The sequence below is a fragment of the Pseudomonas sp. BF-R-01 genome (assembly GCF_019946615.1).
Lineage (GTDB): Bacteria > Pseudomonadota > Gammaproteobacteria > Pseudomonadales > Pseudomonadaceae > Aquipseudomonas > Aquipseudomonas migulae.
This window is the reverse complement of record NZ_JAGYFX010000220.1, coordinates 1-1,421: the sequence shown is the minus strand read 5'-3', so window position 1 is coordinate 1,421 and position 1,421 is coordinate 1. Positions and strand designations below refer to the sequence as shown.

The following is a 1,421-nucleotide window of genomic DNA, read 5'->3' as shown; positions in this document are numbered from 1 at the left end:
GCCGGCATCAATGTTGGATTGAGCACCGCCTTCGCGAGCAAGCCCGCTCCCACAGGGAATGCGCGCCGTTCGTAAATAACTACGTGTCCTGAACGGCCATCCCCCCTAAAATACCCGCCATTCCCGATTCGCTCCGCCCGAGGCCGTTTTTTCCATGTCCGTCACCGCCACTCCCGCCAGCCTCGCGCCGGATCACCACGCCCAGTTCATCGACCTGCTGCAAACCAGCCTCGACGCCAATGCCTTCATCAAACTGGTGCTGGCCAAGTACGTCGGCACCGAAGCGGATCTGCAACGGCTGATCATCAAGCAACTGACGGTCAAGGATCAGCCTTGCCTGTCCTTCGTCTATCGCTACAAAACCCGCGACATCACCAAGAACCTGCCGCTGGCCGAGGGCGTGGCGACCATCGCCGCGTTGCTGCCGGCCTCGTTCAAAAATGCGCATTTGTTGTCGCTGACCGACGAAGCCCAGCTCGAATACAGCAAAAAGGGCAAGTCTTCGCTGTTCAAGAGCAAACCTCAGCAATTGCGCGAAGTGCCGTCCGCCGAGCACAACCGCGAGAAAAACCGCTTCCTCGACCTCAGCCGGCCGTTCCTTGCCGACCTCGGTGTGACCAACAGCAAGCACGAGCTCATCCCGGCGATGTCGCGCAAGTGGAAGCAGATCAACAAGTTCATCGAAGTCTTCAGCCATGCCCTGACCACCTCGCCGCTGGCGCTGGACAAACCTGTGCGGGTCGCGGATTTCGGTTCGGGCAAGGGCTACCTGACGTTCGCGATCCACGACTATTTGCGCAACACCTTGAACGCCGAAGGCGAAGTGACCGGCGTCGAGCTGCGCGAAGAGATGGTCAACCTGTGCAACGCCGCCGCGGCGAAACTGGAACACCCAGGGCTGGTGTTCAAGTGCGGTGACGTGCGCAGTGTGGCGCCGAGCGAGCTGGACGTGATGATCGCGCTGCATGCCTGCGACATCGCCACTGATTATGCGATCCACACCGGCATTCGTTCCGGCGCGTCGATCATCATGTGCTCGCCGTGCTGCCACAAGCAGATCCGCCTGCAAATCCAGAGCCCGGCGCTGCTCAAGCCGATGCTGCAATACGGTTTGCACCTGGGTCAGCAAGCGGAAATGGTCACCGACAGTTTGCGTGCGTTGTTCCTTGAAGCCTGCGGTTATGAAACCAAGGTGTTCGAGTTCATCTCACTGGACCACACCAACAAGAACAAGATGATCCTGGCGGTCAAGCGCGCCGAGCCGGTGGACCCGGCCCAGTTGTTGGTGAAGATTCAGGAGCTGAAGGATTTCTACCACATCACCGAACATTGCCTGGAAACCCTGCTGCGCGCTGACAATTACCTCTGAAACACCTTGTAGGAGCCCGCTTGACGGCGATGGCGATTTCACGGACGCCATC

Annotated in this window: 1 protein-coding gene; it reads left to right on the top strand. The window is 59.4% G+C overall.

Annotated features, from left to right (window positions below; genetic code table 11):
* Nucleotides 1–154: 154 nt before the first annotated feature.
* Nucleotides 155–1,369: a class I SAM-dependent methyltransferase gene (locus KGB27_RS31350; protein WP_223453174.1), complete on the top strand. Its 1,215-nt coding sequence runs from the start codon at nt 155–157 to the stop codon at nt 1,367–1,369.
* Nucleotides 1,370–1,421: the final 52 nt, after the last annotated feature.